This is a genomic window from Streptomyces sp. NPDC034111 (assembly GCF_055575375.1).
In genome coordinates this window covers 1,023,004-1,048,792 of the sequence record NZ_JBVIST010000001.1, presented here as the reverse complement: position 1 = coordinate 1,048,792, position 25,789 = coordinate 1,023,004, and the positions used below count along the sequence as shown (strand labels likewise).

Here is a 25,789-nt window from a genome sequence, read left to right as displayed (position 1 = left end):
GGCTGCGGCCATGACCAGCAGCGCATCGCAGTCCTCGCCCGTCCTCGACACCGCCCGCCGCGCGCGCGAGGCGGCCGCCGTCCTGGCACCCCTGCCGCGGACGGCCCGCGATGCCGCGCTGCTCGCGATCGCCGACGCCCTGGTCGAGCGGACCGACATGATCGTCACCGCCAATGCCCGGGACATCGCCAAGGCACGGGAGACCGGCACCGCCGAGTCGATCGTGGACCGGCTCACCCTCACCCCGGAGCGGATCGCGGCGATCGCCGCGGACGTCCGCCAGGTCGTGGCGCTGCCCGACCCGGTCGGCGAGGTGGTGCGCGGCTCGACCCTGCCCAACGGTCTCGACCTGCGCCAGGTCCGGGTCCCGCTCGGTGTGATCGGGATCATCTACGAGGCCCGGCCCAATGTGACGGTGGACGCCGCGGCCCTGTGCCTGAAGTCCGGCAACGCCGTCCTGCTGCGCGGCTCGTCCTCCGCGTACGCGTCCAACAGCGCCCTGGTGGACGTGCTGCGGGACGCCGTGCGCAGCGCCGGGCTGCCCGCCGACGCGGTGCAGCTGGTGCCCGGTGAGAGCCGCGACTCGGTGCGCGAGCTGATGCGCGCCCGCGGCCTGGTCGATGTGCTGATCCCGCGCGGCGGCGCCTCGCTGATCCGCACGGTCGTCGAGGAGTCCACCGTCCCGGTGATCGAGACCGGTACCGGCAACTGCCACGTCTACGTCGACGAGGCCGCCGACCTCGACATGGCGATCGACATCCTGATCAACTCCAAGGCGCAGCGGCCCAGCGTCTGCAACGCCGCCGAGACGGTGCTGGTGCACGCCGGGATCGCCGAGAAGTTCCTGCCGCGCGCCCTGGAGGCGCTGACCGAGGCCGGGGTGGTCGTCCACGGCGACGCCGCCTGGCAGCAGGCGGGCCCCGGGCTGGTGGCGCCCGCCACGGACGAGGACTGGGCGACGGAGTACCTCTCGTACGACATCGCGGCGGCCGTGGTGCCCGACCTGGACGCGGCGGTGGCGCACATCCGCCGCTGGACCTCCGGCCACACCGAGGCCATCGTCACCACCTCGCAGGCGGCCGCCCGCCGGTTCACCCAGTTGGTGGATTCCACGACGGTCGCGGTGAACGCCTCGACCCGGTTCACCGACGGTGGTCAGTTCGGTTTCGGCGCGGAGATCGGCATCTCGACGCAGAAGCTGCACGCCCGTGGCCCCATGGGTCTGCCGGAGCTCACCTCCACGAAGTACATCGTCACCGGCGACGGTCACACCCGCTGAACCACGGCCCCTGGGATTCCGGCTCTCTCTGCGGAATCTCTCTGCCCAAACCCACCGCCCGGGGCTAACCTGGACGGGTGCCGGACGACGTGGGGGGCAAGCCGTTCCCGGACGGTGAAGAGCCCGACGAGCACCACCACGGGAGCCACGGAAAAGCGGACGAAGACTTCGCCTCCGTGGTCTTCGACGAGGAATTCGTCCGGTCCGCGCGGATCCATGAGCCCTCGGCGGTCGAGCGGATGCTGGCCGCCGCCGAGGCGCGCGCCGAGGCCGAGGCGGCCCGCTCGGGGCCGGGCTTCGGCCCTGACGGCGACGACCCGGACGAGCCGGGCGCGCGCGGCCGCCGCCGGCGCGGTCCGGCGGCCGACGACTACGACGCGTACGGCGAGGACGACGGCTACGACGGGTACGAGGACGACGGTGAGTACGGCGATTACCGGCCGTATGGTCCGTACGGCCCGTATGGCGGCTCGCTGCGCCCCTATCGCAGTAGTACCCGCTGGCACCGTCCGGTCGCCTGGGTGCTGGCCGTGGTGATGGGCATCGGGCTGGTCGCGCTGGCCTTCAGCGTCGTCTACCGGGGCGCCTCAGGGCGGAACCAGAGCCCGGCGCCGGCGCCCACGTCCAGCGGGGTGGACGCCCCGGCCACAGGCGGTACGGACAGCGTCCGCACGGCCCGCCCGGGCCTGCCGTCGATGCCCTCCGCGGGGCCCGTGCGGCCGTCGTTCTCCGCGGTGCCCGGACCGCAGTGACGGTGCGGCGCGGTTCCCACGAAATGGACGCCCGAAACGGAACCGTCCGCTGAAGTTGCCCGGCGCCCCGGCGTTTACCTTCGCCCTGTCAGACCTACTCTTGTTGTATGACCGGGCCTGGTGACCCTCCCGAAGGGACGCCCAACGGCGCCCAGGGAGGCGGTGAGGACGAGTACCGATCCGTCGTGTTCGACGAATCGTTCGTGCGGGCTGCCCGTCTACAGGAATTCTCCGCGGACGAGCGGCTGGGTGAGCACCACGCACCGGCCGTGAAGACCCGGCACGCCTGGGTGCGGCTGGGCGGCTCACGGCAGGCCGTGCTGCTTGTGCTGCTGATCGTGCTCGCCTTCGGCACCGCCGTGTACATGGGCGTACGGCATCCGTACAAGACCCCGGAGCCGGTGCGGGTGCAGCCGCTGCGGTCCGCCGTCGTCCCGCTCGCGCCGAGCGGGACCGTACCGGGCGCCACGCCCGAGGACCTTTTCGCCCACAGCCCCGCCGCCGACTACCGGATCGGCGCAGCGGGCATCAATCTGCCCGCCGTTACCCGCACCGAGCACTTCTCCGACGGCCAGATCGTCTCCGCCCTGACCATCGCCAAGGACTACCTCATCCGCTCCTCGGTGGATCCGGCCACGCTCACCGGCGGCTCCGTACGGCCCGTACGGCTGCTGCTGGACACCGGCCAACTCGACCAGTTCGACCGCAGCCTGGCGCACCCCGACGACAACGGCCGCCATGCGGCGACCGGTTGGCTGGTCCGCTTCGACCCCAAGCAGACCCGCCTCGCCGACCGGAACGTCCGTGTCAACGGGACGCTGGCCGCCGCGGAGTTGAGCCCGGACGCCCTTGAGGTCACCGCCGACTACACCTTCGTCTACGCCGTACGGCCTGCTCCCGGCGCCCCGCGGGACACGGCGGGGCAGGACGTCGGCAAGGCCACCCCGGGCGCCGCCTCGCTGGTCACCGTCCGGCGTGAGATGCACTTCCGGGTCGGCCGGGACGACCTCGGCGACCACCGCCTGGAGGTGCTGCAGAGCAGCATGCAGGCCGGACCGCTGGCCTGCTCCTCGCGGCCGGCCGACGCGCTGCGCCCGCTGTTCGCGGGACAGCACGCCGGCAACGACCGGCCGGCGGGCACCGACCCCTACGCCAGGGACCGGATCAACCCCTCGCTCTGCGGTGAGCTGGCGCCCTCCGCCCAGCCGAAGCCGCGCCACCCGATCCGCTGAGGCCCTGACCCACCGGAAACGCCCTGGAGGGGCCGCCGGGCGCCCGGGCCCTCCCTCAGGAGCCGTCCGAGCCGCCCGTGCCGCCACCGGAGCCGTTGGCGCCCTGGGAGCCGCCCGAGCTGTCGGGGCGCGAGCCGCCGCGGAAGACGGTGTCCCGCAGCTTGCCCCCCAAGTCGCCCGCGCCGCCCGCGATATCGCGGACCAGGCCCATCAGCGGGTCCTTGCTGGTGCGCACCGAATCGGCGTAGTGCGCGGCGGAGTCCCGGAACGAGTCGGAGACCGAGGCGTCCTTGTCCTCGTCCCGGCGCGGGTAGTGACCGTCCATGATCCGCTGGTAGTCGCGGCTGGCCGCCCACTTCTTCAGCTCGGCCGCCCGCACGGTCGTGAACGGGTGGCTGCGCGGCAGCAGGTTGAGGATCTTCAGCACGGAGTCGCGCAGATCGCCACCGGACTCGTACTCGTCCGCCTGCTTGAGGAAGGCGTCCACGTTCATCTCGTGCAGATGGTTGCCGCCGGCCAGCTTCATCAGACCGCGCATCGAGGCCTGGAGGTCCTGCCCGACCAGCAGTCCGGCGCGGTCCGCGGACAGCTCCGACTTGCGGAACCACTCGCGCAGCGCCGTCACGATCGCCATGACGGCGACATTGCCCAGCGGGATCCAGGCGACCTTCGTCGCCAGATTGGTCAGGAACAGCAGGATCGTGCGGTAGACCGCGTGCCCGGACAGCGCATGGCCGACCTCATGGCCGATGACCGCCCGCATCTCCTCCTCGTCGAGCAGTTCGACCAGGCCGGTCGTCACCACGATGATCGGCTCGTCCAGCCCGATGCACATGGCATTGGGCGTCGGGTCCTGATTGACGTACATCGGCGGGACCTTCTCCAGGTCCAGGATGTAGCAGGCGTCCCTCAGCATGTCGTTGAGGTGCGTGAACTGCTGGTCGCTGACCCGCACCGAGTCCGACAGGAACAGCAGTCGCAGACTGCGCTCCGGCAGCAGGCCGCTGAGCGTCTTGAAGACGGTGTCGAAGCCGCTGAGCTTGCGCAGCGCCACCAGCGCCGAGCGGTCCGCCGGGTGCTCGTACGACCGCGAGGAGATTCCGGGGAATCGCCGCCTGTCCCGGCTGGGTACGTTTTCGCTGCCGCCTGGGCTCTCCGTCATTGGGGCCTCCCCCTGTTCGACTGCGTGTGGTTCAGCCTAGAGGACGCCACCGACAGGCGAATGGATGCTCGGGCGTACGCTGGCGATGCACCGATGACCGCCCGGCACCGTTCCGGAGACCGCACGGGCCGTACCCGAGGGAGCGCACCGTCATGCCGTACCCGAGCGTGCTGCTCGCCGCCGCCCAGCAGACCGCCCACGACAGCGGCCCCGGCTGGATCCTGCGCACCGTGATCATCGTCGGCGTCGTGGGCGCCGCCCTCCTCGCCTGGTTCCTGCTGCGCGGCTACGGCCGGGACTGACCTGCCGGGCTCCGCCGCCGGCCTGCGCGGGCCTCAGGGGTGGAGTCGCCGTGAGCCCGCAGTGAGCCGCCGCTTACGATGTGGTGGAAGTCTCTGCCCGACCCCAGCCCGGATTGGTCCTGCCGACGATGAGCCTGCACACCACCGCACAGTCCCTGGTCTCCCTCGCCGCCGAACCCGGACACGAGGGCGGTCACGCCAGCCTCAGCCCCTACGTGACCGGCGGCGGCGCCCTTTTCATCCTGCTCCTGCTGCTGTGGATCACCACCCGCTTCAACCGGGACCGCTGAGCCCGGGCACCGGCACCCGGCCCCCGGTAACGCGCGCCGCCCAGTAGGGTCTGCACGCATGGGAGAGCACACAGGGCCCGTGAAGCGGCGACTCGGAGTGATGGGCGGCACGTTCGACCCGATCCATCACGGACACCTGGTCGCCGCCAGCGAGGTGGCCAGCCAGTTCCACCTCGACGAGGTCATCTTCGTCCCTACGGGGCAGCCGTGGCAGAAGAGCCACAAGAAGGTGTCCCCGGCCGAGGACCGGTATCTGATGACGGTCATCGCCACCGCCTCGAACCCGCAGTTCTCCGTCAGCCGGATCGACATCGACCGCGGCGGCAAGACGTACACGATAGACACGCTGCGTGATCTGCGCGCCGAGCACCGCGACGCGGATCTGTTCTTCATCACCGGCGCCGATGCGCTCAGCCAGATCCTCACCTGGCACGATGCCGCGGAGCTGGTCTCTCTCGCCCACTTCATCGGGGTGACCCGGCCCGGTCATGTCCTCGCGGACCCCGGGCTGCCCGAAGGAGCGGTTTCCCTGGTCGAGGTGCCGGCGCTGGCCATCTCCTCGACCGACTGCCGGGCGCGCGTCGCCCAGGGGGATCCGGTCTGGTACCTGGTGCCGGACGGTGTGGTGCGCTACATCGACAAAAAACAGCTGTACCGCAACGACCGCTGACGGGGCTGACGGAAAGGGGCACCGGTGAGCGACCGACAGGATCCGTACGGGCCGCAGGACCCGTATGCCCACGACCCGTATGCCCGCGACCAGCAGGGGCAGCCGGGCTACACCTACGACGCCTACGGGCGGCCGGTCTACCAGGACACCGCACAGCCGTCGTACGAGCAGCAGCACTACGACCCTTACGGGCAGCAGACCGCACCCTCCGCCTACGAGGGCTACGACCCCTACGGCGGGCAGCAGGGGCACCAGGGCGGGCAGCCGTACCCGGGCCAGCAGGAGCCGGCCGGCCACGCCGACTACGGCTACGACCCGTACGGCCGCGGGCAGGTGCAGGCCGACCCCGGCTACCCGCAGCAGTACGACCCGTACGGCCGGCCTCAGCAGCAACAGGCCCACCAGCAGCCGCCGCAGACCCATCAGCAGCAGGAGTGGATCCCGCAGCAGGCCCAGCAGTCGCCGTACGACCAGCTCTCCTACGACGAGCCGCCGCGCCCGCCGGCCCAGCGCCGCGCCCCCGCGCAGGAGGCCGCGGAGCCGGAAGCCGTGCGCGGGTCCGACGGTGCGTCCCCCGGTGACCCGGAGTACCGCACCGAGCAGTTCTCCTTCATCGAGGAGCCGGACGAGGACTCCGAAGACGTCATCGACTGGCTGAAGTTCACCGAGAGCCGCACCGAGCGGCGCGAGGAGGCCAAGCGGCGCGGCCGCAGCCGGATCGTCGCGCTGTCCGTCGTGCTGGTCCTGCTGGTCGCCGGCGGCGTCGGCTATCTGTGGTGGGCGGGCAAGCTGCCGGGCCTGGCCGGTCCGGGCACCGGCAAGGCAGCCGCAGCCGGCGGGCAGAAGCGCGATGTCCTCGTCGTGCACCTCAGGGACACCACGACCGGCAACAGCTCCACGGCGCTGCTCGTGGACAACGAGACCACCCACAAGGGCACCACCGTCCTGCTGCCCAACAACCTCGTCGTCCCCAAGGACGACGGCACGGCCACCACCCTCGGCAAGTCCGTCAAGGACGACGGCGCCGAGCCGACCCGGGACTCCCTCAACGGCCTCCTGGGCGCCGACCTGAAGGCCACCTGGCGGCTGGACACCCCCTATCTGGAGAACCTGGTCGAGACGGTCGGCGGGATCACCCTCGACACCGACACCACCGTCCCCGGCGCCAAGAAGGGCGCCTCCCCGGTGGTCAAGCAGGGCCGCGCCCAGGACCTGGCAGGCCAGGCGGCCGTGGCCTACGCCACCTACCGGGCGCCGGGCGAGAGCCAGCTCAAGCAGTTGCAGCGGTTCGGGCAGGTGATGCAGGCGACGCTGAAGAAGGTCTCCAGCGACGCCGACGGCGCCACCGCCACCGTGAAGGCGCTGCTCCAGGTGCTCGACCCGCCGCTGACCGAGGCCCAGCTGGGCAGTTCGCTGGCACAGCGCGCGGAGCTGGCCAAGACCGGCGCGTACTCCACGACCCTGCTGCCCGTGCAGGCGAACGGCACGCTCAGCCAGGCCACCGCGACGAGCGTGGTCAAGAACGTGCTCGGCGGCACGGTCAAGAAGACCGCGCCCGACGCCACCGCCCGGGTCGCGGTCCGCAATGCCACCGGCAGCAAGGCCGCCACGGGCAAGGCGCAGGTCGCGCTCCTCAACGGCGGCTACAGCTTCGTCGACGACGGCACCGCTACGGCGGCCCGGGTCTCCCAGGTCACCTACGCGGACGCCGCCCAGAAGGCGAAGGCCGCCGAGGTCGCCAAGACTCTGGGCCTGCCGGCGGGCGTGGTCAGGCAGGGCAAGGGCGCCGCGAACGCCGACATCACCGTCGTCCTCGGGCAGGACTACAAGGGCTGACGGCCGGTCCGGACCCGTACCGGCGGGGCTCGGACCGGCCCCCGCGGGGACCGGTCCGGCCCCGCCGCCAGGGCCGTGACCTGCCCGGACGCCGGACCGGTCCCCGCGGGTTCGAAAGCGCTGGCGGGAGTGTCGGTGGTCCGTGAGACCCTTGTGGGGTATCTGACCGCTGATCCGGTTGGCCATGGGGACTGCGGCGCGCGCCGCGGCCCGGCAGAGCACGCTCTGCCCCCTGACGGCCGGAGCAGCTGCCCTCGACCCGGAAAGCCGCTTGTGACCGCCACGGACCGCTCCATCGAGCTCATCAACGCCGCCGCCCAGGCCGCGGCCGACAAGCTCGCGCACGACATCATCGCGTACGACGTCAGTGACGTCCTCTCGATCACCGACGCCTTCCTCCTCGCCTCCGCGCCCAGTGACCGCCAGGTCAAGTCGATCGTCGACGAGATCGAGGAGCGCCTCGGCAAGGACCTCGGCGCCAAGCCGGTCCGCCGCGAGGGCGACCGTGAGGCCCGCTGGGTGCTGCTCGACTACGTCGACATCGTCGTGCACATCCAGCACAGCGAGGAGCGCGTGTTCTACGCGCTCGAGCGGCTGTGGAAGGACTGCCCCGAGATCGACCTCCCCGAGGACGCCAAGGCCACCCGCGGCAAGGCCGCCGCACAGGCCGAGGCCGCGACGGGCCCGGAGGACGGAGAGCTGCTCTGAACGGCACGAAGAAGGCCCCCGGCCGCCGCATCGTCCTGTGGCGCCACGGCCAGACGTCCTGGAATCTGGAGCGCCGCTTCCAGGGCTCGACGGACATCGCACTGACCGACGCCGGCCGCGCCCAGGCACGGCGCGCGGCCCGGCTGCTGGCCGCCCTGCGGCCGGACGCCATCATCGCCTCGGACCTCCAGCGTGCCTCGGCCACGGCGAGCGAGCTGGCCGCCCTGACCCGCCTCGACGTGACGCATGACGCGGCCCTGCGGGAGACCTACGCGGGCTCCTGGCAGGGGCTGACGCACGACGAGATCATGGCGCGCTTCGGCGAGCAGTACACCGCCTGGAAGCGCGGCGAGCCGGTGCGCCGCGGCGGCGGCGAACTGGAGACCGAGGTCGCCGACCGGGCCGCGCCCGTCGTCCTCAACCACGCCGACAAGCTCCCCGAGAACGGCACCCTGGTCGTCGTCAGCCACGGCGGCACGATCCGCACCACCATCGGGCGGCTGCTCGGCCTGGACGCCCACCACTGGGAGGGCCTGGGCGGTCTGTCGAACTGCTGCTGGTCCGTGCTGGGTGAGGGCGCCCGCGGCTGGCGGCTGTTGGAGCACAACGCCGGCACCCTGCCGGAGCCGGTGCTCGGCGACGACGACTGAGGCCCGCAGGGCGGCCCCGAGGGACCGGATTTCACATCCGGGCAGGTCGCAGGCTAAAGTTCTTCTTGTTCGCGGCGCCGCCGGGGGAAAACCCGGAGGACCGGAACAAGACCCGGGGCTATAGCTCAGTTGGTAGAGCGCCTGCATGGCATGCAGGAGGTCAGGAGTTCAATTCTCCTTAGCTCCACAACCCGGATGATCCCGCCTCCTCAAGGAGGCGGGATCCTCTGCGTTACGGGCTCTCTTCGCGCTCAGATCGCTACCGCCGTGCCCACGGCGGCTCGCGGGCGGCGTCCTGGCAGGCGTGGTGGCCGTCGGCGTGTCGGCCGGGGTGGCGAGAAGGCGAGCCTGACCCGGCCCGCGGTCCGTGGCAGAATCGGACGGCGCCGGCAGGGGAGGAGAAGATCGCGATGCCCACGAGCATCCTCGAGGAGGTCAATGACCTGCTCGAAGTCGCCGAGGCGCAGGGTTATGACTGGCTGCCGGAATATGCGCTCCGCTTCACCTGCCCCGTTGATGCCCCTGCGGCCGTATGCGGCAGCGCCGGCCTGGCACTGCAATGCCCCGCGTGTGGTTCGGCCCACGTGGCACAGGTGCTCGGCGACAATGGCGGCATTTCCTTCGTCTGTACGGCCTGCGGCCACAGTTGGAGCTGATGGATGGGCGCCCACAGCAGGAAATGTGACTGGTGCGGCAGCGGTACGCCGATCGTCCGCGATATGGAACCGGTCAACACCGACTACCAGTACTGGTGCGAGGAGTGCGCGCGCGCCCTGGTCATAAAAGGCGACCCCATCGAGACCTACCGGGAGCTCGACGGGGAGCCGATCTACGGGCGGCTGCTGGACGAGCACTGCACGCTGAAGCGGTTCTACTCGTTCGCCACGGCCTGACGGAGCTCACCCAGCCCGTCCTTGCCGACCCGCCTCCGGCGCCTGCTGTCTGACGCCCGTTCTGAATCCGAGATGGGCCGTCCATCCCCGGACGTTTTCCGGCCGGTTCCGGAACGGCCGCGTCAGCCCCGGTCAGTTCCGTACGGTTCCGGTCAGGCGGAACTTCCCTGCGCGCAGGGGCCGTTGAACGGTCGGACGGGGCGATGAGCCGTCGCCGGCCCACTCACTCACCCGGTGCGGCCGCGCGGTTCATCTGCCACAGCCGCGCACCGGCCAGCGCCAGCACGACCACACCGGCGATCGGATAGACGTCGGAGAGCAGCATCTGGACACCGTTCTGGTGCAGTTCCTCGTGCCGGTGCCAGCGGTGCGGCACCCACCACAGTGCGAACGAGGAGAAAAGGAGGCCCAAGGAGACGGTCACCGCCCACCAGCGGCGCGCGCCGGCCGGCGACGGCCTGCGGAGTTCGCCGTGCCCCTCGCCGGCCCCCGTACGGTGCAGCGCCTCGGAGCCGAGCAGGATCAGCACCGGTACGCACCACACCCAGTGGTGCGACCAGGAGATCGGACTGATCAGAAGCGCGGTCGCGGCGCAGGCGACGGTGGCCCAGGCCTTCCCCCCGCCTTCGGCCGGGGGTGCCCCCAGCCCACGCAGCAGCGCCCCGGCGGCCAGCGTCAGGCCGAGGACCGTGGTCAGAGCGGCGAGCACCACCCAGGCGGTGCCCGGGTCATGGGTGTGCAGCAGCCGGGCGAGAGCGCCGCGCAGCGACTGGTTCGCGGTGATCTCCACCTCACCGACCCGGTCGGCGGAGAACACGATCTCGGTCCAGAAGCGGCGCGAATCTCGTGGCAGCGCGAGCGCGGAGAGCAGGGCGGTGGCGAGGAAGGTGGCGGTGGCGACGGCGGCCTGCCGCAGCCAGGGGTTCCAGGCGGCGCGTGCTCCCGCGCCGGAGCGGAGCAGCTGCCCGGCCCGTACGGCGCCGGTCAGCGCCAGGAACACCGCGAACAGCGCCGGCGTCAGCTTGAGACCGGCCGCGAGACCGATGCCGATCCCCGCCAGCCGGTTGGTGTCCTTGCGGGTCAGGTCCCACAGGACCAGCGCGGTGAGCAGCAGGTTGATCTGTCCGTAGCGCAGCGTCGTCCAGACCGGCTCGCACCACACCAGCAGTGCCGAGACCGCGAGGGTGGCGGCCGGCCGGGTCAGGTGCCGGGGCCGGCCGGCGAGGCGCAGCGAGAGGTGGACGACGGCGACGACCAGCAGCAGGTTGCCGGCGGTGGCGAGGGTGCGCATCGCAGGGACGCCGAGGAGGGTGAGCGGGGTGAACAGCAGCGCCGCGAAGGGGGGATAGGTGTTGGGCAGATGGGCCGAGGTCGCCACCATGTCGTAGAGGGACCCGCCGCTGCGGACGGTCTCGCCCTCGGCGCGGTAGACCATGAGGTCGATCATGGTCACCTGCGCGAGGCGCTGCGCGATCGAGAAGGCGGTGAAGGAGACCAGGCAGGCGAGGGCCGCCGCGAGGGTCGGGTGCCGGCGGACGAGCCCTCTGCCGCGGGCCTGGCCGCCGGGCTCCGTGGACTGTTCCAGCTCCAGCGCGGTCACGGCGTACGGCTCCCCCAGGACGAATCGGGCACGTCGTGCCGACAGTACCGCGCACCTCGGTGGAGGGCCCCCGGGAGAACGATTTGGCAGAAGGCGGGGAGGTCCGTGTAATGTAGGCGATGCCGCAGCGGGGAACCGGGCGGAAACAAAATCTGGGGCTATAGCTCAGTTGGTAGAGCGCCTGCATGGCATGCAGGAGGTCAGGAGTTCAATTCTCCTTAGCTCCACAGACGCAGAGCAGGCCGTCCATCGCGGACGGCCTGCTCTGCTGTGCGTCGAGGTATGCCGACGTACAACGCTACGCACGGGGAGCGCTGGGCGCACGGGATGCGGCCCGGGGCCGCTCCTTTCTGGTTGTGCTGATATCTGGTCAGCAAGCCGCCCTCTATGACGAGTTGACCATTCGCTCGATACCGATTCCTGACCAGTCCTTGCCGTTCCTTGGTCTCTTCTTGGTGATCGCATGCCCCTGACATGAACGGTTCACCGAAAGAGTGGCGAATCGCGTGAGCGTCACATCCCACGCATTCATCGCTCGTGAGGTGCCGTGCACCGGCGCGCCGGCGCACCGCGTCACCCCGCAGCGCACCGCTTCGCCACAGCAGGGGGTTACATGAGAGCAAGCCGTACCAGATCACTGCGCGCCCGCACCTCTCTGGCCTGGGCAGCCACGCTGCCGCTGGTCGCCGGGGCCCTTGCGCTCGGTGCGCCCGCCGCCGACGCGGCGGGGCACGACGGCGGACGGCACGCGCTGCCGGGCACCAAGCCGCTGTGGGCCACCCGGCAGGCCGACCAGGGCGCCACCTCTGCCGGCACGGCCGTCACCGCCCGCGTCTACCTGGCCGGCCGCGACGCCAAGGGGCTGGCGGATTACGCCCGGGCGGTGTCCGACCCGCACTCCGCCTCGTACGGGAAGTACCTCAGCCCCGCCCAGGTGCGCGCCCGTTACGGTGCCACGCACGACCAGATAGCCAAGGTGACCGACTGGCTGAAGAAGTCCGGCCTGACGGTCACCGGCACCACCAACCGCTACCTCACGGTCAAGGGCGAGGCGGCCGCCGCGGAGCGCGCCTTCGCCACCGACCTGCACAACTACCGCAAAGGCGGTCACACTTACCACGCGCCGTCCAGCACCGCCTCCGCGCCCGCCTCGCTCGCCGGCGCGGTCCTGACGGTCACCGGCCTGAACAATGCGCCCAAGCGCGTCAAGCACCACTCCGGAGAACTGCCGCCGCCGGAGGGCGTCTTCCGTAACTCCGGCCCGTTCTCCTCGTACTACGGCTCCAGGACCGACAAGACGCTGCCGTCCGCCTACGGGAGCAAGGCGCCGTACGCGATCAAGGGCTACACGGGCAAGCAGCTGCGCGCCGCCTACGGGGCGAAGAAGTGGACCGGCAAGGGCGTGACCGTCGCGATCACCGACGCCTACGCCTCGCCGACCATCGCCAAGGACGCGGACAAGTACGCCGCCCGCAACGGCGACCCCCGTTACCGCCGTGGCCAGCTCTCCCAGGTCCTGCCCGCCGACTACAGGTACATCAAGGAGTGCGGAGCGGCCGGCTGGTACGGCGAGGAGACCCTCGACGTCGAGGCCGTGCACGCGGTCGCCCCGGACTCCGACATCGTCTACGTCGGTGGCGCCTCCTGCATGGACGACGATCTGCTGGACTCGCTCGGCAAGATCGTCGACGGGCACCTCGCCGACATCGTCTCCAACTCCTGGGGCGACATCGAGGCGAACGAGACCCCGGACGTGGCCGCCGCCTACGACCAGATCTTCCAGCAGGGCGCCGTACAGGGCATCGGCTTCTACTTCTCCTCCGGTGACAACGGTGACGAGGTCGACAACACCGGCACCAAGCAGGTCGACACCCCGGCGAACTCCGCGTGGGTGACCGCGGTCGGCGGCACCTCCCTGGCCGTCGGCAAGCACGACGCCTACCAGTGGGAGACCGGCTGGGGCACCCAGAAGGCGCTGCTGACCAAGGACGGCAACAGCTGGGCCGGCTTCCCCGGCACCTTCAACGGCGGTGCCGGCGGCGGTGTCAGCAAGACCGTCCCGCAGCCCTTCTACCAGCGCGGGGTCGTCCCGGACGGGCTCTCCGACGCGGCCCTCAAGGGCGCCATGCGCACCGTCCCGGACATCGCGGCGGTCGCCGACCCCAACACCGGCTTCCTGGTCGGCCAGACCCAGACCCTGCCGGACGGCTCGCTCGGCTATGACGAGTACCGCATCGGCGGCACCTCACTGGCCGCGCCCGTGATCGCGGGCGTCCAGGCGCTGGCTCAGCAGGCCCGGCACGGCGTCGCCATCGGCTTCGCCAACCCCGCGATCTACCAGCGCTACGGCACCTCCGCCTACCACGACGTCACCGACCACCCGCTGGGCGCCGGCCGTGACCTGGCCGTCGTCCGGGTGGACTACGTCAACGGCACCGACGACAGCAAGGGCACCACGACCTCGCTGCGCAGCCTGGGCAAGGACAGCTCCCTGCGCGCGGTGGTCGGCTACGACGAGGTCACCGGCGTGGGCAGCCCCGCTGCCGGATATGTGAGCTCCTACCGCCCCTGACGCCGGGGCCCGGGGCCGTCTCCCCGCACCGCCGCTGACGCCGGAGCGCGGCACCGTCTCCCCGCACCGCCGTGACCCGGTGGAGCGGCGGCGGGGGCGCGGGGCAACGGGGGCGGGGCCCGCGTTGGGGTAATCCTCAGCGCGGGCCCCGCAGGCCCTGCGGTACCCTGACGCCATGCGTGCCGTACGCCTTCTGCTTAGCGGGCCGCGCTGATCAGTACCGACGGATGACAGACCCCGTCGGAATCGGCGCGGCGTCCCCTCCTGTGCGAGGGGTCTTTTTGTTTCCGGCGTTGCCGGGTACGAGCGCGTTCCCGCAGGCAGAGACGATCGATGGAGCTTTGAGGACGATGAGCGAGACGACCACCGCTGCCGACGTGGCAGCGCCGCACCGCTATACGGCCGCGCTGGCCGCCGACATCGAGGCACGCTGGCAGGACTTCTGGGAGGAGAACGGGACCTACGAGGCCCCGAACCCGGGAGGTGAGCTGGCCGGCGACCCCGAGGCGGTGGCCCGCCCCAAGAAGTTCATCATGGACATGTTCCCCTACCCGTCGGGCGCCGGCCTGCACGTCGGCCACCCCCTGGGGTTCATCGCCACCGACGTCTACGCCCGCTACCAGCGCATGACGGGCCACAACGTCCTGCACACCCTGGGCTTCGACGCCTTCGGCCTGCCCGCCGAGCAGTACGCCGTCCAGACCGGCACCCACCCGCGGGTCTCCACCGAGGCCAACATCGTCAACATGCGGCGCCAGCTGCGCCGCCTGGGCCTGGGCCACGACCAGCGCCGCTCGGTCGAGACGATCGACCCGGCGTACTACAAGTGGACCCAGTGGATCTTCCTGGAGATCTTCAACTCCTGGTACGACCCGGAGGCGGACGCGGCCCGCCCGATCGACACCCTGGTCGCGCAGTTCGAGGCCGGCACCCGCCCGACCCCCGACGGCCGGGCCTGGAGCGAGCTGAGCCCCCTCGAGCGCGCCAACGTCCTGGGCGAGTACCGCCTGGCGTACGCCTCGGACGCGCCCGTCAACTGGTGCCCCGGCCTGGGTACGGTGCTGGCCAACGAGGAGGTCACCGCCGAGGGCCGCTCCGAGCGCGGCAACTACCCCGTCTTCAAGGCGAAGCTGCGCCAGTGGAACATGCGCATCACCGCCTACGCCGACCGGCTGCTGAAGGACCTGGACGCGCTGGACTGGCCGGAGGCCATCAAGCTGCAACAGCGCAACTGGATCGGCCGCTCCGAGGGCGCCCGGGTCGACTTCCCGGTCGGCGACTCCGACAAGATCACGGTCTTCACCACCCGCCAGGACACCCTGTTCGGCGCGACCTACATGGTGCTGGCCCCCGAGCACCCGCTGATCGCCGGCTCCGAGAACGGCACCGGCACCGGCTCGATCGTCCCCGACGCCTGGCCCGAGGGCACCCACGACGTATGGACCGGCGGGCACACCACCCCGGCCGACGCCGTCGCCGCGTACCGCAAGCAGGCCGCCGCCAAGTCGGACGTCGAGCGGCAGGCCGAGGCCAAGGACAAGACCGGCGTCTTCACCGGCGTCTACGCCACCAACCCGGTCAGCGGCGAGCAGGTCCCGGTCTTCATCGCCGACTACGTCCTGATGGGCTACGGCACCGGCGCGATCATGGCCGTCCCCGCGCACGACACCCGCGACTTCGCCTTCGCCCGCGCCTTCGAACTGCCGATGCGCTGCGTCGTCGAGCCGTCGGACGACCGCGGCACCGACCCGTCCACCTGGGACGACGCCTTCGCCTCGTACTACGCGAAGATCATCAACTCGTCCGGCGGCACGATCTCGCTGGACGGCCTGGGCGTCACCGAGGCCAAGGCGAAGATCACCGCATGGCTGGCCGACCAGGGCATCGGCGAGGGCACCGTCAACTTCCGCCTGCGCGACTGGCTGTTCAGCCGGCAGCGCTACTGGGGCGAGCCGTTCCCGATCGTCTACGACGAGGACGGTGTGGCGCACGCGCTGCCCGAGTCGATGCTGCCGCTGGAGCTGCCCGAGGTCGAGGACTACTCCCCGCGCACCTTCGACCCCGACGACGCCGACACCCAGCCGGAGACCCCGCTGTCCCGCAACGAGGACTGGGTCAACGTCGAGCTGGACCTGGGCGACGGCAAGGGCGTACGGCGCTACCGCCGCGAGACCAACACCATGCCCAACTGGGCGGGTTCGTGCTGGTACGAGATGCGCTACCTGGACCCGCACAACGACGACGCGCTGGTCGACCCGGCCGTCGAGCAGTACTGGATGGGGCCGCGCGAGGGCCAGCCGCACGGCGGCGTCGACCTGTACGTGGGCGGCGCGGAGCACGCCGTACTGCACCTGCTGTACGCCCGCTTCTGGTCCAAGGTGCTGCACGACCTGGGGCATGTCTCGTCCGCCGAGCCGTTCCACAAGCTGTACAACCAGGGCATGATCCAGGCGTACGTCTACCGGGACGCCCGCGGCATCGCCGTCCCGGCGGCGGAGGTCCAGGAGCACGACGGCGGCGTCTTCTACTACGAGGGCGGCAAGGTCTCCCGGCTGCTGGGCAAGATGGGCAAGTCCCTGAAGAACGCCGTCACCCCGGACGAGATCTGCGCCGAGTACGGCGCGGACACCCTGCGCCTGTACGAGATGGCGATGGGCCCGCTGGACGTTTCGCGCCCCTGGGACACCCGTGCCGTGGTCGGCCAGTACCGCCTGTTGCAGCGCCTGTGGCGCAACGTGGTGGACGAGGCGACCGGTGAGGTCACCGTCGTCGACACCGAGCCGGACGAGGCCACCCTGCGCGCCCTGCACAAGGCCATCGACGGCGTCACCCAGGACATGGCGAACCTGCGCTTCAACACCGCCATCGCCAAGGTGACCGAGCTGAACAACCACCTGACCAAGACGGGCGGCCCGGTGCCCCGCTCGGTCGCGGAGCAGCTGGTCCTGCTGGTCGCCCCGCTGGCCCCGCACATCGCCGAGGAGCTGTGGCGCAAGCTGGGCCACACCGAGACCGTGGTCCACGCCGACTTCCCGGTCGCCGACCCGGCGTACGTGGTGGACGAGACCGTGACCTGCGTCGTCCAGATCAAGGGCAAGGTCAAGGCCCGTCTGGAGGTCGCCCCGTCGATCTCCGAGGCGGACCTGGAGGCGGCGGCACTGGCCGAGCCGGCCGTGGTCGCGGCGCTGAACGGCGCGGGTATCCGGAAGGTCATCGTCCGGGCGCCGAAGCTGGTGAACATCGTGCCGGCGTAGGCCTCGGGCGGCGGTCCCCGGCCGGGATTCCGGCGGGTGGCCGCGCCTCCGGCAGGCGGCTTCGCCGAGGCGCCGGTGTGCCATAGGTGATTTCCCCTACGGGCAGGTTGGGGGTTCGTCAGGAACCCGCAACCTGCCCGAGCCGTTTACCGTGGAGATACAGGGCGCGGGCGAGGATCCGGCGCCGCCGACACGCCTGGGGAGAGCCCATGGAAGCCGCTGCCGCCATCGTGGGACTGCTCTTTGTGCTGTTCGTCCTGGCCGGAGTGTTCCTGACGGTCAAGGCCGTGAGGGCGGCCAAGCGCGGTGTGGACCGTACGGTCGCCCAGGCCCGCAGGACGGTCGAGGACACCACCCTCCGGGCCCGGCAGCTCGCCCAGCCCGGCGTCGTCGGCGAACTGGCGCAGCTGCGGCTCTCGCTGCGCACGTCGATGCGCGCCACCCAGGACGTGCTGTACGGCGGCTCCCCGGACGACGCCTCCCTCAGCGAGGCCATCGGCCTCTTCGAACGGCTGAGCGCCCACGGTCATGAGCTGGACGACGAGCTCAAGCGCCTGGAACGGGAGCCCGACCGCGCCACCATCGCCGCCCGCCTCCCGGAGCTCCGGGAGCGTCTGGAGCGGATCACCCACTCCGCGGAGTCGCTGCGCTGGGCCGCCCGCGACCGCGCACGCAAGTTCGCGGACGATGATCTCGCGGCGCTGAGCGACCAGATCGATGTGGAGGCGGGCGCGCTGCGGCACTGGACCCAGGAGCCCGGGTACCCGGATCCGCTGGCTGAGCCGATGGCGGAGGGCCCCGTACGGGCAGGCGCCCCAGGCGGCCCTTCAGGCGCCGAGGCCCGCCCGGGCTCGGCGCCGGCCGACCGTGGCCACGACCGGGGCCCGGCTCCCGAGGCCCCGCAGGCTCTCACCGCCGCCGATCCCCGCGTCCAGCCGTCGTACCCGTGGCAGAAGGCCCCGCAGAGGGAGGCCCGGCAGACGGAGGCTCGGCAGACGGAGGCTCGGCGACGGCGGGAGTGAGATGAGGCGCGTACGACGCGTATGACGCGGTGAGGGGGTGGGGTGGGGGGCGGGGCGGGGCCCCGAGGAGCGACTGTTTCACCGTCGGCGGCCGGGGGCTGCGCAGTGTCGCCCGCCGCTGGGCCGCCGGGTGCCGAGGGCGATGAACAACCTCGTCCGGTGCGCTCTTGGCAGAGGCTTGGGGAAACCTGGAGGATCGTGGGGAGGGGCCCGCACTGTGCCGCGTCGGGATCCCCGGATAATCTCCAAGTCATGTCCCGCCATGTCGCGATCGTCACCGATTCCACGGCCTACCTGCCGCGGGCGGCTCTTGAGCGTCACCACATCACGGCCGTGCCGCTGACCGTCGTCCTGGGGGACCAGGCACTGGAAGAGGGCACCGAGGTCTCCGCGAGATCCGTGGCCCAGGCGCTCCAGAAGCGCCGTCCCGTGACGACCTCCCGCCCCAGTCCCAGCATGTTCGCGGACACCTATCGGCAGGCCGCGGCGGCGGGTGCGGACGCCATCATCTCGCTCCACCTCTCCTCGGAGTTCTCCGGTACCTACGACGCAGCGGTGATGGCGGCCAAGGAGGCCCCGGTACCCGTACACGTCGTGGACACCGGCATGGTCGCGATGGCCCTCGGCTTCTGTGCCCTGGCCGCCGCGGAGACGACGGAGGCCGGCGGTGACGCCGGCGAAGCGGTGGCCGCCGCGGAGAAGCGCGCCGCGGACACCTCCGCCTACTTCTACGTGGACACCCTCGACTATCTGCGACGCGGGGGCCGCATCGGCACGGCGCAGGCACTGCTCGGCTCGGCTCTCGCCGTCAAACCGCTCCTCCAACTGGCCGACGGGCGGATCGAACTGCTGGAAAAGGTCCGTACGGCGTCCAAGGCCATCGGCCGGCTGGAGGAGATCGCCGCGGAGCGGGCGGGCGAGGGCCAGGTCGATATTGCGGTCCATCATCTGGCCGCGGCCGAACGGGCGGACGCACTGGCCCAGCGGCTCCGGGAACGGGTGCCGGGGCTGAACGAGCTGCATGTGAGCGAGGTCGGTGCGGTGATCGGCGCGCATACGGGCCCGGGGCTGCTGGCGGTCGTGGTGTCCCCGCGCTGAAGGGGTTCTGCGGTGAATGGGCCGCGCGGTGAAGAGGCCCCGCGGTGACCCCTGTGGGTGACGTACTTATCCACAACTCGGGGGTTTTCCACGGGAATTGAGGCAGCTCGGCAGGATCTGCTCTTGGTCCTTACCGTCGGTCGGTATGAACTCCTCTCGATCCGCACGGCCGACTTCCTCGACCCCGCTCGCTGCTCCTCTCCCTCCGGGCCTGCCCGCTGCTGCGGCACCGCCGGCCGCACCCCCGGGCTCACCCCCGGCCGCACCCCCGGGCTCACCCCCGGGCTCACCCCCGGGCTCATCCCCGGGCTCGTCGCCCGGTTTCGGTACGGCTGGGGAACGCCGGGGGCGGGAACGGAAGCGAGCGGCCGATCGCGACCGCGGTCGTGACCGCGAGCGTGAGCGGGAGCGCGTACGGGCTCGGGTTGCGGCTATCTTCGGCGACGCGGGGGCGACCGTGTCCGCCGGACCGCCGCCCTCTGGCCACGATCCGTCCGGCCACGATCCCTCCGGCCACGATCCGTCCGGCTATCCCTCCGGCCACGAGCCCTCTGGGCACGATCCGCCCGGGTTTGATCCGCCCGGGTTCGATCCGCCGGGCCCGCGCCGCCGGGAGCGGGCGTGGCTTGCGGTGCGCGAACGGCTGCCGCTCTGGGTCCAGTTACGGTGCGGCACCGACCCCAAGGCGCTGGCCGCTCTGGCCCTGGTGCTCGTCGTTGGGGTGGCGCTCGCCGTGCAGCACTTCTGGACCGGGCGCCCGGAGGCCGTACGGGCTCCCGCCGCCCAGCGGTCCCCGGCCGCCCCCGGCCCCGGACCGGGCGGGGGAGCTCCCTCGCTGTTGTCGCCCGCCCCGTCCTCGTCCTCCGCTGCGGTGACGAACGGGCCACCGGGCGGTGTGGGGCGGCAGTTGGTCGTCGATGTCGTGGGCAAGGTCCGGCACCCGGGCATCCACCGGATGCCGCCGGGGGCGCGGGTGATCGATGCCCTTCAGGCTGCGGGCGGTGTGCTGCACGGGGCGAGCACCCGTGGGCTGAACCGGGCGCGCCTGCTGACCGACGGCGAACAGATCGTCGTCGGCGAGGCCGGCGGCGGAGCCGGGGCCGGATCCGGATCTGGGACCGGGGCCGACTCCGGTGGCGGAGCCGTGGGAAGCGGCGGGGCGGGCGGTGGGGCGCCGGGCGCCGGCGGCGGGCCGAACGGGCCCGTCAGCCTCAGTACGGCCACCGAGCAGCAGCTCGACGCACTTCCCGGGGTAGGTCCCGTACTGGCCCGGCACATCATCGAATTCCGTACCCAGCACGGCGGATTCACCTCGGTGGAGCAGCTTCGCCAGGTGACCGGCATCGGTGAGCGCCGCTTCGCCGATCTCCGTCCTCTGGTGGAGCCATGACCGGCCCGCGCGCCACGGTGCACGCCGCGGCGGTCTCCGTGCGCGGCGCTTCGGACCCGCGTCAGGAGGGCCCGGCCGATCTGCGCCTCGTCGCGCCCGCCCTGGCGGCCTGGGCAGCCGCGGCGATCGCCCTGGGCGCGCCCGGTGGGGGAGTGGCGGCGGCCTGCGGCGCGGCGGTGGCTCTCGCCGCCCTTGCGCTACGGGTGGCCGTGGTCCGGCGCAGGGCGGAGCCCGAGCAGGGTCCCGAGCCGAAGTCCGAGCCGGGGTCGGAGACCGAGCCGAAGCCCAACTCGGAGCCTGAGCCCGAGCTGAAGCCCGACTCGGAGCCTGAGTCCGAGCCGAAGCCCGACTCGGAATCGGAGCTTCGGGAGCCGCCCCGCCCAGCCCGTCCCCGTATGTGGTCCGCGGGAGCCCTGGTCGCACTGGCCGCCGTACTGCTGTGCACCGCAGCGGGGGCCGCGTCCGCCGCGCTGCATGCGGCGGATGTCCGGCGCGGGCCGCTGCCTGCGCTGGCGGAGCAGTCTGCGCGGGTCACGGTGGAGCTGGAGGTGACCGGCGATCCGCGGCTGACCCGGTCGAAGGTCCGTGGCTCCCAACGGACGCCTCCGGCGCTGGTGTTCCAGGCCGATGCGGTCCGCGTCACCGCACCGGACGGCGAGATCACCGCCGTCCGCACCCCGGCCCTGGTTGTCGTCCAGCAGCGTGGAGGCGACGACCGGCCCACGGAATTGCGGGCGGCCGCCCCACCCGGGCCGGGCGCGGCCCGCCGGGGCGAGCCGCGCCATGGACTGTCGTCCGCGTGGCGCGAGCTGCTGCCTTCGACCCGTCTCCGCGTCATGGCGCGTGCCGTACCGCCACTGTCGGCCCACGACCAGATTGCCGCCGTACTACGGGTCACCGCCGACGGGCCGCCGGACCGGGTGCGACCCCCGACCGCCCTTCAGCGGCTGGCCGGAAGCCTGCGTGCCGGGCTCCGCGAAGCCACCGACGGCCTTCGCCCCGACGCCCGGGCCCTGCTGCCGGGTCTCGTCGTGGGCGACACTTCGCGTGTGCCGCCGGACCTGGACGACGCCTTCCGCGCCACCGATCTGACGCATCTGCTCGCCGTCTCCGGCAGCAATCTGACCATCGTGCTCGCGCTGCTGATCGGCCCGCCGCACCTCGCGACCCGTGCCGAGCGCCGTGGGCTGGCGCCGCGCCTGGGCCTGTCGCTCCGCGGCACGGCGGCCATCGGGGGTGCGCTGGCGCTCGCCTTCGTCGTCGTGTGCCGGCCTGACCCGAGCGTGCTGCGGGCCGCCGCCTGCGGTCTGATCACGCTGCTGGCCATCGGCACCGGGCGTCGCCGTTCCCTTCTGCCCGCGTTCGCCGCCGCCGTGCTGTTGCTGGTCCTCTACGACCCCTGGCTCGCCCGGAGTTTCGGCTTTCTGCTCTCCGTTCTGGCGACCGGTGCGCTGCTGCTGCTCGCACCACGCTGGAGCGCGGCCCTCCAGCGGCGCCGAGTGCCGCGCCGGCTTGCCGAGGTGATCGCCGCGGCGGCCGCCGCCCAGGCGGTCTGTGCGCCCGTCATCGCCGTGCTCGCCGCCCGGGTCGGGCTGGTCGCGGTGCCCTGCAATCTGCTGGCAGAGCTGGCCGTGGCCCCCGCCACGGTGCTCGGCTTCGCCGCCCTCGCCGTCGCCCCGCTGGCGCTGCCGGTCGCCCGGGCACTGGCGTGGTGTGCGGGCTGGCCCGCCGAGTGGATCGCTCATGTCGCGCGTACGGGGGCGGCGCTGCCGGGAGCCGAGTTCGCCTGGCCCGGCGGCTGGGTGGGTGGTCTGGTGCTGGCGGCCGTCATCGCGGTGCTGGTGCCGGTCGGCCGCCGGGTGCTGCGTCGGCCCTGGCTGTGTGTGCTCTGTGCGCTGGCGGTGGTCCTCGCGGTGTGCCGCCCCGCACCCTTCACCCGCGTGATCACCGGCTGGCCGCCGCCAGGGTGGCGGGCCGTGGTCTGTGACGTGGGCCAGGGGGACGGGCTGGTGCTGGCGGCCGGCGACGGTACGGCGCTCGTGGTGGACACCGGCCCCGAGCCCCGGGCCATCGACCGCTGCCTCACCGACCTCGGCATCCGCCGTATCCCGCTCCTCGTTCTCACACACTTCCACGCCGACCATGTGGACGGCCTCCCCGGCGCCCTCCGCGGCCGCTCGGTCGGCGCCATCCAGACCACGACGCTCCAGGACCCGCCGGGACAAGCAAGGTTCGTGCACAGCACGGCCGCGGCCGCGCACATCCCCATCGTCCCCGCCGTACCCGGGGAGCGACGCCGTCTCGGCCCCCTCACCTGGCAGGTCCTCTGGCCTCCCACACCGCCCGCCACACCCGGACCCGCTGGGCCCGACGCCCTCGACGCCCCCGACGGCCCCAACGACGCCAGCGTCACCCTCCTCGTGCGCACCGGCGGGCTGTCCCTCCTGCTGCTCGGCGACCTCGAACCACCCGCACAACAGGCGTTGTTGGCGGCCCACCCCGAGCTGGGCGCCGTCGACGTCCTGAAGGTTGCGCACCACGGCTCCGCCTATCAGGACCCGCCGCTGATACACCGTCTGACGCCGCGCCTGGCGCTGATCTCCTGCGGCGTCGGCAATCCGTACGGCCATCCCGCGCCCCGGACCATCGCGGCACTGCGCGCCCAGGGCGCCCGGGTGCTCCGCACCGACACCGACGGCGCGATCGCGATCCTGGGCACCCCCGCCAGTCTCTCGGCGACCGTCAACGGCGGCCGACCCGAGGACCATCTGCCCAGCGAACGCAGGACCCGCGCCGGCCCGGATCACCGTCTGTTCGGCCGTCCGTTCAGGGGCGGCAGACGGTATCCGCCAGGCTCTGCCGGTCGGCGCAGGAGCCGTGCTGACGCGACGCGGCCGCAGAGCCCTGGGCGTAACCGCTCGCCTCCGGCACCCGGTCCATCGCGTCCGCGCACTGAGCCCGGTATTGCCGTGCGATCTCCTGCATTGGCGGGTCGAACGCGGTCGAGCCGTCGTCGACGGTCAGCAGTCCGGCGGCGCAATTCGCTGGGCTCCGGCGACACTTGCTCGCCGATCAACGGCCCGTCGAGCAGCCCCAGCAGGACGAGGAAGGTGCCGCCGAGCGCCAGGCTGAGCCGGCGCGGTTCCCGAGGCCCAGGTAAAGCAGAAGAGCCCGCCTAACCCGGACAAGTAGACTCCAGATTATGAGGATGAGTGAAGGCGTCGAGTGGGGCCTGCACTGTTGTGTGACGCTGGCGTGGCTCGAAGGGGAGGGGCCGGTGTCGACGGGGCGGTTGGCGGCTTCGTTCGCGTTGCCGGCGGCTTATTTGAACAAGCGGTTGCAGGCGCTCGTCCGGGCCGGGATCTTGACCTCCACGCCGGGCGCGCGGGGTGGGTTCCGGCTGGCGCGGGCGCCGGAGCGGATCACGCTGATGGATGTGGTCGCGGCGATCGAGGGCACCGACGAGGCCTTTCGCTGTAAGGAGATCCGTCGGCAGGGGGCCGGGGCCGAGGTGTCCGCCCGGGAGTTCGGGCGGCCGTGCGGGATCTCCACGGCGATGCGCAAGGCCGAGCTGGCCTGGCGGCGTGAGCTGGCGGCGCAGACCATTGCGGATGTCCTCGCAGGTACACCCGCCTCCGCGGCCGAACGTACGCGCCGCTGGTTCGCCTCTGACAGAACAGACAACTGACCCGAGAGGACGCGCATCTGATGGACGATTCCGCTGTCGACGCCTACCTGGAACGTATCGGCGCCACCCGCCCCGAGCGGCCCGACGCCGACGCGCTGCGTGCGCTGCACCTCAGCCATCTGCGCACGGTCCCCTTCGAGAACCTCGCCATCCACCTCGGCGAGGAGATCGTGCTGGCGGAGCAGCCGGTGCTGGACAAGATCGTTGGCGCGCGGCGCGGCGGATTCTGTTACGAGCTCAACGGGGCCTTCGCCATGCTGCTGCGCGCCCTCGGCTACGAGGTCGAGCTGCTGGCCGCCCGGGTCTTCGGCGCCGACGGGCTCGGCATCCCGTACGACCACATGGCGCTGCGCGTTCGGACGCCGAGCGGGCCGTGGCTGGCGGACGTCGGGTTCGGCCGGAACAGCCACTATCCGCTGCGGTGGGACAGCCATGCCGAGCAGGATGATCCGGCCGGTGTCTTCCGGATCGAGGAGACGGGGGAGGGGGATCTCGATGTGCTGAGGGACGGTTCGCCGCAGTACCGGATCGAACAACGCCCGCGTGCGTACGCGGAGTTCGAGGTCGGTTGCTGGTGGCACCGGACCTCGCCCGCCTCGCACTTCACGCAGTCCCTGGTGTGCTCACGGCTTACGGAGACGGGCCGGGTCACGCTCTCCGGCCGTGCGCTCGTGATCACCGGAGCCGGCGGTGAGCGGGTGGAGCGCCAGTTGGGGGCGGACGAGGTCCTTCCGGCCTACCGGGAGCACTTCGGGATCGTGCTGGAGCGGGAGCCCGTGGTGACCGGCCGGCAGTGAGGGTGGGGCCGTCGTCGGCCCATTGCTCCCACTCGGAACCCCCACTCGGGCTCGCGTGCGCTCATTCGGCCTCGCGCCAGCCCTCGTACTCCGCCGCGAGGTCGTCCAGTTGTGCCGGGTCATGGGCGGCGTCCGGGTCCTCGATGACCACCAGCCACTGGGCGTCCTCGGCATCGTCCTCGCCGGCCAGGGCGTCCCGTACGAGCTGAGGCTCCTCGGCGACCCCGAAGCGGTCGGTCAGGGCCTCGGCCACCTCTTCGGCCGCGTCGCGGTCGGGCAGCACCAGGACGTGTCGTACCGGGTGGATGGGGTGGGCGGGGTGGTTGGGCTGTGTGGGGTGCACCGGATGATCAGTGTGCACCGGATGTTCAGTGTGTTCGGGGTGGCCGGGGCGTTCGGGGTGGCCGGGGTGGCCGGGGTGTTCGGGGCTTTCGGGTTGGTGGCGCCGGGTGGTGTTGTCGTCGTTCACCGGACCATTGTCCGGCAGGGGGCCGGGCACGGTGGCGGGGAGTGGTCCGGGGCACGATGGGGGAGTAGGTCCGGGCACGGCGGGGGCGGGGGAGTGGTCCGGGCGGCGTTGTCGGTGGGGCGTGG

Annotated in this window: 22 protein-coding genes and 2 tRNA genes; 21 read left to right on the top strand and 3 right to left on the bottom strand. The window is 72.0% G+C overall.

The genetic code is table 11. From position 1 onward, the window contains the following. Positions 1–10: 10 nt before the first annotated feature. From ACZ55A_RS04675 to ACZ55A_RS04665, 3 genes are all read left to right on the top strand, one after another. Positions 11–1,279 (top strand): glutamate-5-semialdehyde dehydrogenase, encoded by a 1,269-nt coding sequence (locus tag ACZ55A_RS04675; protein ID WP_468833318.1) that lies wholly within the window; start codon positions 11–13, stop codon positions 1,277–1,279. 77 nt (positions 1,280–1,356) lie between these two features. Beyond that, positions 1,357–2,031 carry an SCO2584 family spore wall biosynthesis protein gene (locus tag ACZ55A_RS04670; protein ID WP_468833310.1) on the top strand — a complete coding sequence of 225 codons (675 nt, stop codon included), beginning with the start codon at positions 1,357–1,359 and terminating at the stop codon, positions 2,029–2,031. 107 nt (positions 2,032–2,138) lie between these two features. Then, positions 2,139–3,263 (top strand): SCO2583 family membrane protein, encoded by a 1,125-nt coding sequence (locus tag ACZ55A_RS04665; protein WP_468833303.1) that lies wholly within the window; start codon positions 2,139–2,141, stop codon positions 3,261–3,263. Positions 3,264–3,318: 55 nt separating this feature from the next. Here the strand turns inward: ACZ55A_RS04665 and ACZ55A_RS04660 are convergent, their stop codons facing one another. Next, entirely contained in the window at positions 3,319–4,425 is a 1,107-nt protein-coding gene (locus tag ACZ55A_RS04660; protein WP_468833295.1) for a M48 family metallopeptidase, read from the bottom strand. A gap of 152 nt (positions 4,426–4,577) precedes the next feature. Between ACZ55A_RS04660 and ACZ55A_RS04655 the strand changes: the two genes are divergently transcribed. The 9 genes from ACZ55A_RS04655 to ACZ55A_RS04615 all read left to right on the top strand — a co-directional run bounded on the left by ACZ55A_RS04655 (position 4,578) and on the right by ACZ55A_RS04615 (position 9,774). Next, positions 4,578–4,727 (top strand): hypothetical protein, encoded by a 150-nt coding sequence (locus ACZ55A_RS04655; RefSeq protein ID WP_468833288.1) that lies wholly within the window; start codon positions 4,578–4,580, stop codon positions 4,725–4,727. Between the two features lie 128 nt (positions 4,728–4,855). Further along, positions 4,856–5,017 carry a hypothetical protein gene (locus tag ACZ55A_RS04650; protein WP_361313639.1) on the top strand — a complete coding sequence of 54 codons (162 nt, stop codon included), beginning with the start codon at positions 4,856–4,858 and terminating at the stop codon, positions 5,015–5,017. Between the two features lie 58 nt (positions 5,018–5,075). Beyond that, positions 5,076–5,687, top strand: a complete 612-nt coding sequence (nadD, locus tag ACZ55A_RS04645; RefSeq protein ID WP_051798734.1) for a nicotinate-nucleotide adenylyltransferase — start codon at positions 5,076–5,078, stop codon at positions 5,685–5,687. 24 nt (positions 5,688–5,711) lie between these two features. After that, positions 5,712–7,523 carry an LCP family protein gene (locus ACZ55A_RS04640; protein WP_468833273.1) on the top strand — a complete coding sequence of 604 codons (1,812 nt, stop codon included), beginning with the start codon at positions 5,712–5,714 and terminating at the stop codon, positions 7,521–7,523. A 273-nt stretch (positions 7,524–7,796) separates the two neighbouring features. Beyond that, positions 7,797–8,231 (top strand): ribosome silencing factor, encoded by a 435-nt coding sequence (rsfS, locus tag ACZ55A_RS04635; RefSeq protein WP_468833266.1) that lies wholly within the window; start codon positions 7,797–7,799, stop codon positions 8,229–8,231. Then, entirely contained in the window at positions 8,228–8,881 is a 654-nt protein-coding gene (locus ACZ55A_RS04630; protein ID WP_468834658.1) for a histidine phosphatase family protein, read from the top strand. Before rsfS ends, ACZ55A_RS04630 begins: the two co-directional genes overlap by 4 nt. 114 nt (positions 8,882–8,995) lie before the next feature. After that, positions 8,996–9,068 (top strand) — tRNA-Ala (locus ACZ55A_RS04625). A gap of 223 nt (positions 9,069–9,291) precedes the next feature. Then, a complete protein-coding gene (locus tag ACZ55A_RS04620; RefSeq protein WP_468834719.1) occupies positions 9,292–9,537 on the top strand; it encodes a hypothetical protein in 246 nt (81 codons plus the stop codon). Positions 9,538–9,540: 3 nt separating this feature from the next. Beyond that, positions 9,541–9,774: a hypothetical protein gene (locus ACZ55A_RS04615; RefSeq protein ID WP_030413843.1), complete on the top strand. Its 234-nt coding sequence runs from the start codon at positions 9,541–9,543 to the stop codon at positions 9,772–9,774. Positions 9,775–9,997: 223 nt separating this feature from the next. Here ACZ55A_RS04615 and ACZ55A_RS04610 read toward each other — a convergent pair whose 3' ends face one another. After that, positions 9,998–11,374 (bottom strand): glycosyltransferase 87 family protein, encoded by a 1,377-nt coding sequence (locus ACZ55A_RS04610; RefSeq protein WP_468833254.1) that lies wholly within the window; start codon positions 11,372–11,374, stop codon positions 9,998–10,000. Between the two features lie 154 nt (positions 11,375–11,528). Between ACZ55A_RS04610 and ACZ55A_RS04605 the strand changes: the two genes are divergently transcribed. From ACZ55A_RS04605 to ACZ55A_RS04565, 9 genes are all read left to right on the top strand, one after another. Then, positions 11,529–11,601: transfer RNA gene (locus ACZ55A_RS04605), tRNA-Ala, on the top strand. 386 nt (positions 11,602–11,987) lie between these two features. Continuing rightward, positions 11,988–13,946 carry a S53 family peptidase gene (locus tag ACZ55A_RS04600; RefSeq protein ID WP_468833247.1) on the top strand — a complete coding sequence of 653 codons (1,959 nt, stop codon included), beginning with the start codon at positions 11,988–11,990 and terminating at the stop codon, positions 13,944–13,946. 350 nt (positions 13,947–14,296) lie between these two features. Next, on the top strand, positions 14,297–17,200 hold the full coding sequence (locus ACZ55A_RS04595) for a leucine--tRNA ligase (RefSeq protein ID WP_468833241.1): 2,904 nt from the start codon (positions 14,297–14,299) through the stop codon (positions 17,198–17,200). Between the two features lie 209 nt (positions 17,201–17,409). After that, positions 17,410–18,222 carry a hypothetical protein gene (locus ACZ55A_RS04590; RefSeq protein ID WP_468833234.1) on the top strand — a complete coding sequence of 271 codons (813 nt, stop codon included), beginning with the start codon at positions 17,410–17,412 and terminating at the stop codon, positions 18,220–18,222. A 252-nt stretch (positions 18,223–18,474) separates the two neighbouring features. Further along, on the top strand, positions 18,475–19,320 hold the full coding sequence (locus ACZ55A_RS04585) for a DegV family protein (RefSeq protein ID WP_468833227.1): 846 nt from the start codon (positions 18,475–18,477) through the stop codon (positions 19,318–19,320). Between the two features lie 457 nt (positions 19,321–19,777). Continuing rightward, positions 19,778–20,710 carry a ComEA family DNA-binding protein gene (locus ACZ55A_RS04580; RefSeq protein WP_468833218.1) on the top strand — a complete coding sequence of 311 codons (933 nt, stop codon included), beginning with the start codon at positions 19,778–19,780 and terminating at the stop codon, positions 20,708–20,710. After that, the gene (locus tag ACZ55A_RS04575) at positions 20,707–23,889 is read left to right on the top strand and encodes a ComEC/Rec2 family competence protein (protein WP_468833210.1); all 3,183 of its coding nucleotides are present in this window, start codon (positions 20,707–20,709) and stop codon (positions 23,887–23,889) included. Before ACZ55A_RS04580 ends, ACZ55A_RS04575 begins: the two co-directional genes overlap by 4 nt. Before the next feature lie 23 nt (positions 23,890–23,912). Further along, positions 23,913–24,398 carry an RrF2 family transcriptional regulator gene (locus ACZ55A_RS04570; protein WP_468833202.1) on the top strand — a complete coding sequence of 162 codons (486 nt, stop codon included), beginning with the start codon at positions 23,913–23,915 and terminating at the stop codon, positions 24,396–24,398. A 20-nt stretch (positions 24,399–24,418) separates the two neighbouring features. Further along, on the top strand, positions 24,419–25,195 hold the full coding sequence (locus ACZ55A_RS04565) for an arylamine N-acetyltransferase family protein (RefSeq protein WP_468833197.1): 777 nt from the start codon (positions 24,419–24,421) through the stop codon (positions 25,193–25,195). A gap of 61 nt (positions 25,196–25,256) precedes the next feature. Here ACZ55A_RS04565 and ACZ55A_RS04560 read toward each other — a convergent pair whose 3' ends face one another. Further along, positions 25,257–25,502 carry a hypothetical protein gene (locus ACZ55A_RS04560; protein WP_468834656.1) on the bottom strand — a complete coding sequence of 82 codons (246 nt, stop codon included), beginning with the start codon at positions 25,500–25,502 and terminating at the stop codon, positions 25,257–25,259. Between the last annotated feature and the right edge of the window lie 287 nt (positions 25,503–25,789).

Coding starts and splice junctions, on each gene's coding strand:
- ACZ55A_RS04615 (WP_030413843.1), top strand. CDS start 9,541: ATGGGCGCCCACAGCAGGAAATGTGACTGGTGCGGCAGCGGTACGCCG.
- ACZ55A_RS04595 (WP_468833241.1), top strand. CDS start 14,297: ATGAGCGAGACGACCACCGCTGCCGACGTGGCAGCGCCGCACCGCTAT.
- ACZ55A_RS04650 (WP_361313639.1), top strand. CDS start 4,856: ATGAGCCTGCACACCACCGCACAGTCCCTGGTCTCCCTCGCCGCCGAA.
- ACZ55A_RS04675 (WP_468833318.1), top strand. CDS start 11: ATGACCAGCAGCGCATCGCAGTCCTCGCCCGTCCTCGACACCGCCCGC.
- nadD (WP_051798734.1), top strand. CDS start 5,076: ATGGGAGAGCACACAGGGCCCGTGAAGCGGCGACTCGGAGTGATGGGC.
- ACZ55A_RS04570 (WP_468833202.1), top strand. CDS start 23,913: ATGAGGATGAGTGAAGGCGTCGAGTGGGGCCTGCACTGTTGTGTGACG.
- ACZ55A_RS04585 (WP_468833227.1), top strand. CDS start 18,475: ATGTCCCGCCATGTCGCGATCGTCACCGATTCCACGGCCTACCTGCCG.
- ACZ55A_RS04620 (WP_468834719.1), top strand. CDS start 9,292: ATGCCCACGAGCATCCTCGAGGAGGTCAATGACCTGCTCGAAGTCGCC.
- ACZ55A_RS04660 (WP_468833295.1), bottom strand. CDS start 4,425: ATGACGGAGAGCCCAGGCGGCAGCGAAAACGTACCCAGCCGGGACAGG.
- ACZ55A_RS04600 (WP_468833247.1), top strand. CDS start 11,988: ATGAGAGCAAGCCGTACCAGATCACTGCGCGCCCGCACCTCTCTGGCC.
- ACZ55A_RS04665 (WP_468833303.1), top strand. CDS start 2,139: ATGACCGGGCCTGGTGACCCTCCCGAAGGGACGCCCAACGGCGCCCAG.
- ACZ55A_RS04590 (WP_468833234.1), top strand. CDS start 17,410: ATGGAAGCCGCTGCCGCCATCGTGGGACTGCTCTTTGTGCTGTTCGTC.
- ACZ55A_RS04655 (WP_468833288.1), top strand. CDS start 4,578: ATGCCGTACCCGAGCGTGCTGCTCGCCGCCGCCCAGCAGACCGCCCAC.
- ACZ55A_RS04575 (WP_468833210.1), top strand. CDS start 20,707: ATGACCGGCCCGCGCGCCACGGTGCACGCCGCGGCGGTCTCCGTGCGC.
- ACZ55A_RS04565 (WP_468833197.1), top strand. CDS start 24,419: ATGGACGATTCCGCTGTCGACGCCTACCTGGAACGTATCGGCGCCACC.